The organism is Bacillus sp. UNC437CL72CviS29 (genome assembly GCF_000482345.1).
GTDB classification, from domain to species: Bacteria; Bacillota; Bacilli; order Bacillales; family Bacillaceae_G; genus Bacillus_A; species Bacillus_A arachidis.
In genome coordinates, this window is sequence record NZ_AXVB01000041.1 from 1 (window position 1) to 7,306 (window position 7,306).

General features: G+C 31.9%; 6 protein-coding genes and 1 pseudogene. 3 read left to right on the plus strand and 4 right to left on the minus strand.

What is annotated here, in order from left to right:
* Positions 1–249 precede the first annotated feature (249 nt).
* The 4 genes from M014_RS0120825 to M014_RS0120835 form a co-directional block, all read right to left on the minus strand.
* Positions 250–795, minus strand: a complete 546-nt coding sequence (locus M014_RS0120825; RefSeq protein ID WP_026593416.1) for a DUF3967 domain-containing protein — start codon at positions 793–795, stop codon at positions 250–252.
* A 582-nt stretch (positions 796–1,377) separates the two neighbouring features.
* Positions 1,378–1,593, minus strand: coding sequence for a cytochrome P450 (locus M014_RS30385; RefSeq protein ID WP_269321453.1), 216 nt, complete (start codon positions 1,591–1,593; stop codon positions 1,378–1,380).
* 109 nt (positions 1,594–1,702) lie between these two features.
* Positions 1,703–2,785, minus strand: a complete 1,083-nt coding sequence (locus M014_RS27355) for a cytochrome P450 (protein WP_269321454.1) — start codon at positions 2,783–2,785, stop codon at positions 1,703–1,705.
* A gap of 267 nt (positions 2,786–3,052) precedes the next feature.
* Positions 3,053–3,688 carry a recombinase family protein gene (locus tag M014_RS0120835; RefSeq protein WP_026593417.1) on the minus strand — a complete coding sequence of 212 codons (636 nt, stop codon included), beginning with the start codon at positions 3,686–3,688 and terminating at the stop codon, positions 3,053–3,055.
* A gap of 583 nt (positions 3,689–4,271) precedes the next feature.
* On the opposite strand from M014_RS0120835, the gene M014_RS0120845 reads away from it, so the two are divergent.
* The 3 genes and pseudogenes from M014_RS0120845 (at position 4,272) to M014_RS0120855 (ending at position 6,767) form a co-directional block, all read left to right on the plus strand.
* The gene (locus tag M014_RS0120845) at positions 4,272–5,219 is read left to right on the plus strand and encodes a glycosyl hydrolase family 18 protein (RefSeq protein ID WP_026593418.1); all 948 of its coding nucleotides are present in this window, start codon (positions 4,272–4,274) and stop codon (positions 5,217–5,219) included.
* Positions 5,220–5,536: 317 nt separating this feature from the next.
* Positions 5,537–5,614, plus strand: a pseudogene (locus M014_RS30510) (IS6 family transposase); the annotation flags it as partial.
* Between the two features lie 592 nt (positions 5,615–6,206).
* Positions 6,207–6,767, plus strand: a complete 561-nt coding sequence (locus tag M014_RS0120855) for a recombinase family protein (protein ID WP_026593419.1) — start codon at positions 6,207–6,209, stop codon at positions 6,765–6,767.
* Positions 6,768–7,306: the final 539 nt, after the last annotated feature.

The following is a 7,306-nucleotide window of genomic DNA, read 5'->3' on the forward strand; positions in this document are numbered from 1 at the left end:
ATGTGATTCATATTATAATAAGCGCTTATGTTTTATCAATACATCATTATATGCAATATTGCATATAATGATGTAGCAGGTTCTCTTTCTTTGTATTGTCATAAAGTGTACTTTTTGAAATAACATATAAATTTATAATGAATCAATCTTATTCCCCCTTTTCGGGGATTTAGGAAAGATTACCCTATTAGTACAAAAATCTGTATAGAATTCTGTATAAAAAAGCCCTGCATATAAGCAAGGCTTTTTCTATTTCCAAAATTGCCACCACTTTTTTTGTTGGGTGGCTGCAATCAATTTTTTAGTCTCCTGGTTTTCACGGATCATAGCCATTAGGTTTTGATCACGTTCATCAATTTTTTGAAAATCCTGTTGTTGTTTTTGCTGTTCAGTTAACCATTCCTTTAAATTTTCTTCATGTTTTTTAAGCAGTTCAGATACTCTTTCAGCAACAATTCTATCCAATTCCTGAATAGCTACAACTCCTTCTCCTACTTGGATCTGTTCAGGTTGTTGTTTAGTTATTTGGATAGGTTCAATGTCTATATATTCAGGTAATCCTTCTTTACTGAGGAGCTCAATAATTTGTTTTGTTCGGAGGTTTCTTTTACTTCTCATTTTAGCTATAAATTGAAAAACAGGTATACATTCTTGATGAATTAAATACTTGTTCTTTTCACCTTGTTGGAAATTTAAAAAACTACCGTAGGTTTGACAGTTTCGTTTTATAGTCATAGCTGATACTTTTATTTCCTTGGCTACTTCTTCAGCTGATAACCAGTCTTTTTGTTGCACTGTTCAGATCACCATCCTTCTAAACATCTATATATCTGAACAGAAAAACAAAGGTTTCCTTGTTTTTCTGTTTAGATGGATATTTAGATAATATACAAATAGTTTAACACCTGAACATCTAAACGCAATATATAAAAGAATTACTAGAAAGTAAAATAGAAGGATAGTTCTTAAGTCATGCACAGAATGTTAGTATCATGGGGACTATGGGAATATCTAGCTTCTTATAATAGGACATTTGTTTTTTATTATAAATACGGTATGTAGAATTTTACATTTATTCTTATGAAAAATAAAACACCTACAGATTTAACCAAAATCACTTATAACGCTCTATCTTCTTCTTTATAATCACTTAGCTACATTGAATATAATTGCATTAATTTGCCCCCTATCTCATCATACAAACGAATCTGAGCACCCGCTTTTTTCCTAAACGCAAAATTTGAGTGATTATTTTATTCAACTTTAGATTTTGGCTCTCATCAAGCTATACAACAAAACACCATAGAAATGACAAAAAACACTTATACATAAGCTTTCTTTATTCAGTTTATTCATTAACGTTCTTTATTAATAAAATCAAAAAGTGATTAATTGATTAATTGTTCCACGAACGGAAGTTTGTTTTAACTGTCTGTTTGGTTTCAGAATATACATAGGCATTCCATATTTAGGCCGCATCATCATATTAGGGGAAATCTTAGCATTATGAACAACAGAGAACTGAAAACGTTGGAGAAGTACAGCAAGTATGACTTTCATTTCTTGTAGAGCAAAGTTCCATCCAATACACATATGTTGGCCTGCACCAAATGGTAATCATAAGGTGAGCGCTTAATGATATCCCATCTTTCTGATTTAAAGCAATCTGGTTCATCATAAAGTTCAGGTAATCGATGTGTAATCATTTGATTAAAAAAACATTCGTATCTTTGGGAATCGTAAAATCTCCCAGTTTACAAGAATCAGATGTGATTCGTACGCCAATACCTGCAGGTGGTAATAAACGTAAGGTTTCTTTTATGACACCATCAAGTAATGACAATGAAGCTAGCTTTTCAATTGTTGGATCACAGCCTCCCAGAGTTCCATCTAATTCTTCCAAGAGTTTATACAGAATATCAGGATGTTGACTAAGTAGAAAGATAGCCCATGTTAGAGCATTTGCTGTTGTCTCATGCCCTGCAACATATAAAGTAAAGGTGTGACCAACTAATTTATCATCATTTAGCTGAGTACCATCTTCATCACGTGCTTGAATTAGTGAAGCAAGTACATCCGTTGCGTTTGTCTCTGAGCGTTTTTCTGCAATCATTGCCCGAACGTGATTGTTGAGTTGTTCGGCATTACGCAGAGCCCGATTATAAGGTGTTCCTGGAAGGTTAATAGGGGCAAGTGTAACAAATAATAGCGATTTCGTCATTTGATGAATCAATCTACCCATCTGATCTAATTCTGCTTCGTCATATAACCCAAAAAGTGTTTTTACAGCAATCCGTTGCGTTAACGTCTTCATCTCATGATTCAACTCAATTACAGAGTTTTCCTGCCAACAATTACTTAAACGTTGTGTAAGTTGAACCATTTCGGTACAATACGTTTTTATTTGCTCCCTATGAAAAGCGGGTTGCATTAGTCGACGATGCTGCTTGTGTTTCTCACCACTCATCATTATTAGGTTATTAAAAAACATTCGTCCTAATAGTGAGTCCTTGGGGATTTTTACAAGTGAAGAACTGACTTTAAAAAGATCTGGATTAGTGAGAATCCGTTCGTTTAATTCAGGTCCAAAGGCAAATACATAGGAAGGTTTCTCTCCTTGTCCCAATGTAACGACCTTACCGTACGTATTGTGCAACCAACGTGAATATATAAATGGATTACGATAAAAACGAATCATATTCATTCGCCAACCAAATATAGACTTTGGACCAGGGATGTTTTTTTGTAGTGTTCTCATTTGATCTATATCATTCCCTTGTTTCATATGCACGCCCCTTTTTATATGCCATACATATTACTTCTTTTACTGTTTAAACGAATCATTTTTTCATTCATATGTTGAACAGAAATCTTATTTGGATGGCTCGTTTTATAATAGATACTTACTATAAATTATCTAAAAAATCCTTCTTATTTACTAATGAGGTATCACCTAAAATTTAACGAAACTATACGCTAAGCAATTTCGACATAAAATAAGCCAAATTTCTTTCTTTAATAAAAATTCGGCTCATAATTTTTACATATTAATTTATAATTTACTTTCCTCATATTCTTTCATTATTTTATAGAAAGTATTTTTCTTGAGTTCTAACGTTTCCATAAACATAACAGCAGTAATTTCGCCACTCTTCCATTTTGAATGAGTTTCTTCTATTATATTTATTTGTTGTTTGCTTAAGGTCGAAAGGTTCACTTGAGGACGGCCTAAATGTTTTCCTTGAGATTTAGCTACTGCAATCCCTTCCGCTTGTCTCTGATGAATTTTTTTTCGTTCTTGATCTGCAACATAGGAAAGCAAAGATAAAAATTGATCTTCCATTAATCGTCCCATATCTCCCATCTCACGAAATTTCCGACTATCAAACAGTGTTTCATTTTCTAAAACAACAATATCAGCTTGTAATTCTCTCGTGATGTACTTCCATTCTGAAATTACCTCATCATAATTACGCCCCATACGATCTAAAGCATCTATGTATACAATATCACCTGTACTCAATATCTTTCGTAATAATTGGTACTGAGGACGATCAAAATGTCGTCCACTTGCTTTATCGACAAAAATACGTCGAGCTTCCACTCCACGTTCCATCATCTTATGTAATTGACGTTGTTCATTTTGATCTTTTGTGCTTACACGTATATATCCATAAATATTTGCCACGTTTTGTATTCTCCTTGTATTTGTTACCACAATTATACCATTTTTGTTTATAAAGGTATTCATTAAAAATAAACGTTTATAAAATAATTCAAATCACCTTTATAAACTTGATATTTCAATGTTTCATAGATGGTCCTTAACCGTTTATAAAGGTATACCTTTATAAACAATCTGATATGATCTAAAGGATATACATTTTTTAATGAAAATACAAAAGATTTGGTACGGAAAGAGTGTATTCAAAAAATCAACTATGTAAATAAAATTAAGAAGAGTTCTTCTAAAATGCTATACTATATATTGGATAAAAATTCCATGCGAATGAGTTTATTACTAATTGAAGGGTGAAGGAGGATCAGTTTGAACAAAGAAATTTTAAATTTTTTAGTATATAGTACTTTGAATGTCTTTATGTATCTAATGGTATATTTCTTTGCCATAAAGCCTGCTATTATTACAGCAACAACTGTGGACTATAATAGGATGAAATTTTTAACTATACTATTTGTACTTACAGTAATTTCAATCCTATATGACTTTATAATGAAAAACAATTGCAAATTACAAAAGGGAGTGCTTACAAATGGAATATAAACCTTTGATAATGGGTTACTTGCATACTTGGTCTAAGGGATTCATTGGTGGATATGAACAAGGTTCAGCTGCAGCGTTAGATTTAACAGATGTACCGAAGGAATATAATGTGATTGTAGTATCCGATATGAGATGTTCAGGTGGGAGAGGTATAGAAATACCTACCTTTAGACCTTATGATAAATCAGATAAAGAATTCCGTGAGCAAGTAGACCAGTTAGCTTTAGAGGGACGTCAGGTACTTCTTAATCTTGGAGGTGCAGATGCCCATATTGAATTACGTATAGGAATGGAAAAGTACTTAGCTGATGAGATTATTAGATTAGAAAAACTCTACGGATTTAGTGGTATTTGTATAGATTTAAATCAAAGTACTATTAAGGCAGGTAATAATTGTACCGTTATTCCAGCGGCTTTGAAAAATGTAAAAGATTTCTACAAAAATGAAGGTAAACACTTTTTAATTGCTTTAGCTCCTGAGTTTCCTTACTTGCGTGATAATGATAAATACCTTCCTTACCTTGTAGGACTAGAAGGTTATTATGATTTGGTTTGTCCCCAATTTTATAATCAGGGTGGCGAGGGCCTATGGGTTGATGAAGTTAGTGCTTGGCTCGCACAAAATGATGATGAACGAAAAGAAGATTTTCTATATTATGTGATGGATGCTATAGCAAGTGGTACAAAAGGGTTTATTAAACTTCCTCATGATAAGTTAATAATGGGTCTTCCTGCTAACGGAGACGCTGCTGCTACAGGATATGTTACTGATCCATCCGCTGTCTTGAATGCTATGGAAAGGTTAAAGCAAAGTGGAAACGCTATTCGTGGTCTGGCGGCATGGTCAATAAATTGGGATGCTGGTCAAGATAAGAATGGTCAATCATATTCTTATGAATTTATTAAACGATATAAAGATATTGCTACACGAGTCTAACTAGTCAATTTTATTAAACTAGCTGAATTAAAATAATTTTTTAAAGAGCCTTTTCTTATATAAAGTCTCAGGTGTTCGTTTGAATTAAAGTTGGTTTTCTTTGCCCAAATCCCCGAAATGGGGGAATTAGCTTAATTCATTAGAAATTTATACAACATGTCATAAAGTGTACTTTTTGGGATACTTTATTAATAACATCACCATTTGTAAAATATTGGCCATCAGGCAATGCGTATCTTCCTTGATGATTTTTCTTGAGAGTGCCAACCATAATTATCAACGCTATTTGATAGCTAAACTTTTAATTTTAACATATAAAACAAAAGCGAAGTCTTCAAAGAGACTCCGCCTTTTCAACGTACAATGAATTTCAACAATTACTAGCTACTTCCTAAACATTGTTCCTCATTTACCAACCTGTTTATGCTTTTTCAAACTTTGCAACAGAACCTTATTTAGGTTGTTGAGAATATTGAAAGTTTTAAGTAGATAGCATGTTATCTGGTTTCTTATTTTTATGTACTGTAGAATTTCTATCATATAGATTGTTTAATAAACGATCATACTCATTTCTTGTAATTTCTTTGTTATATAATTGAATTAATAAATCTTTATGTTCTTTTGAAAAGGCCATTTTATCAAAAAATTTAGGATACATAGTACCATTCTCTCCGCTTCTTGTTGAATTTATGTTTTGTATTTTGTAACTGAGAATTAGAAAATTCCCTATCTATAATGATAGATAGGGAATTTTCAGCTGCTGTTTTATATACCGTTGTATAGTATAAACATTAGGTGTCTTTTAAAGTATAACATAAAAATTATAATATATTTTGATTATATATATATATATTGAAATGCAAAATTGCATATTCGAACTTCTCGATAGAGTGTACCCTATTGATAAGAAATCATTTCCTTGATATTATTAGCTTCATAGACTCTCAATAACACTTATCAAAAATATGTACAAAAAGAGGGATAAAAATGGTCTATGGATACGCACGTGTAAGTGCACAAGATCAAAATTTAGATACACAAATTGAACAACTTATAAAATATGGAGTAGATGAAATCATAAAAGAGAAAATTAGTGGAGTAACAAAACAAAAGCCGGAGTTAGACACGTTACTTTCAAAACTAACTACTGGGGATACCTTAGTCGTAACTAGAATGGATCGTTTAGGTAGAAATACCATTCAGCTATTACAGTTAGTAGAACAATTTCGGGAAAAGGATGTGCACTTTGCAATTTTAAATTTAGGAATTGATACAAGAACTCCAACGGGCAAGTTCTTCTTAACTGTCATGGCTGCCTTTAGTGAACTAGATCGAGAAATGATTAAAGAAAAACAACGTGCGGGAATAAAGTTAGCAAAACAAAAAGGAGTGTATAGAGGAAGATTGAAGAAATATACGGATAAGCACCCAGGTATGAATCATGCGATTGAATTACGGAAGCATACCAATAAAACTGTTAAGGAAATATGTCAAATCACAGGAGTGAGTCAGGCCGCTCTATATCGTAGATTAAAAGAACTTGAATAAAGTTCTTTTTTTGATTTGTAATTAAATCCTAGAGTGGCCCCTCATACCCAGAATCGTTTCCGTACCCCTTTTAGATAGAAGTTTACCTTCAAATACCATCATAAGCAAAGTAATACAGCCTGATTAAAAATTTTGAATAGATATAAATTTCATTCCTAAAAACTTTTAAATTTAATATAATAATACATATATATTATTAAAGATTGAGAGGAACATTATGAAAAGTTTAAAAATGGTTAAATTTAACATATGGATATTCGGGATATTATTTATTACTAATACTATTGAATTTATTTCCATACTTACCACAGATCATAAATTTAATTGGTTAAAGGCTTTTTGTGCAATTGGATTTTTCTTAGTATTTATATTAAATCTTTTCGATCTTAAAAATAAAAATTATAAAACTACATAATTAATATCAAATAAAAAGCACTTTTAAAACTGAAGTGAACCCTGAAAATGGGACACACATCAAAACACCTAAACTACCTGTCCCTTATATTCTTTAGGGGGTAGGTAGTTTAATTTTTCCTGAA

Coding starts and splice junctions, on each gene's coding strand:
- M014_RS30385 (WP_269321453.1), bottom strand. CDS start 1,593: ATGTGTATTGGATGGAACTTTGCTCTACAAGAAATGAAAGTCATACTT.
- M014_RS27355 (WP_269321454.1), bottom strand. CDS start 2,785: ATGAAACAAGGGAATGATATAGATCAAATGAGAACACTACAAAAAAAC.
- M014_RS0120845 (WP_026593418.1), top strand. CDS start 4,272: ATGGAATATAAACCTTTGATAATGGGTTACTTGCATACTTGGTCTAAG.
- M014_RS0120855 (WP_026593419.1), top strand. CDS start 6,207: ATGGTCTATGGATACGCACGTGTAAGTGCACAAGATCAAAATTTAGAT.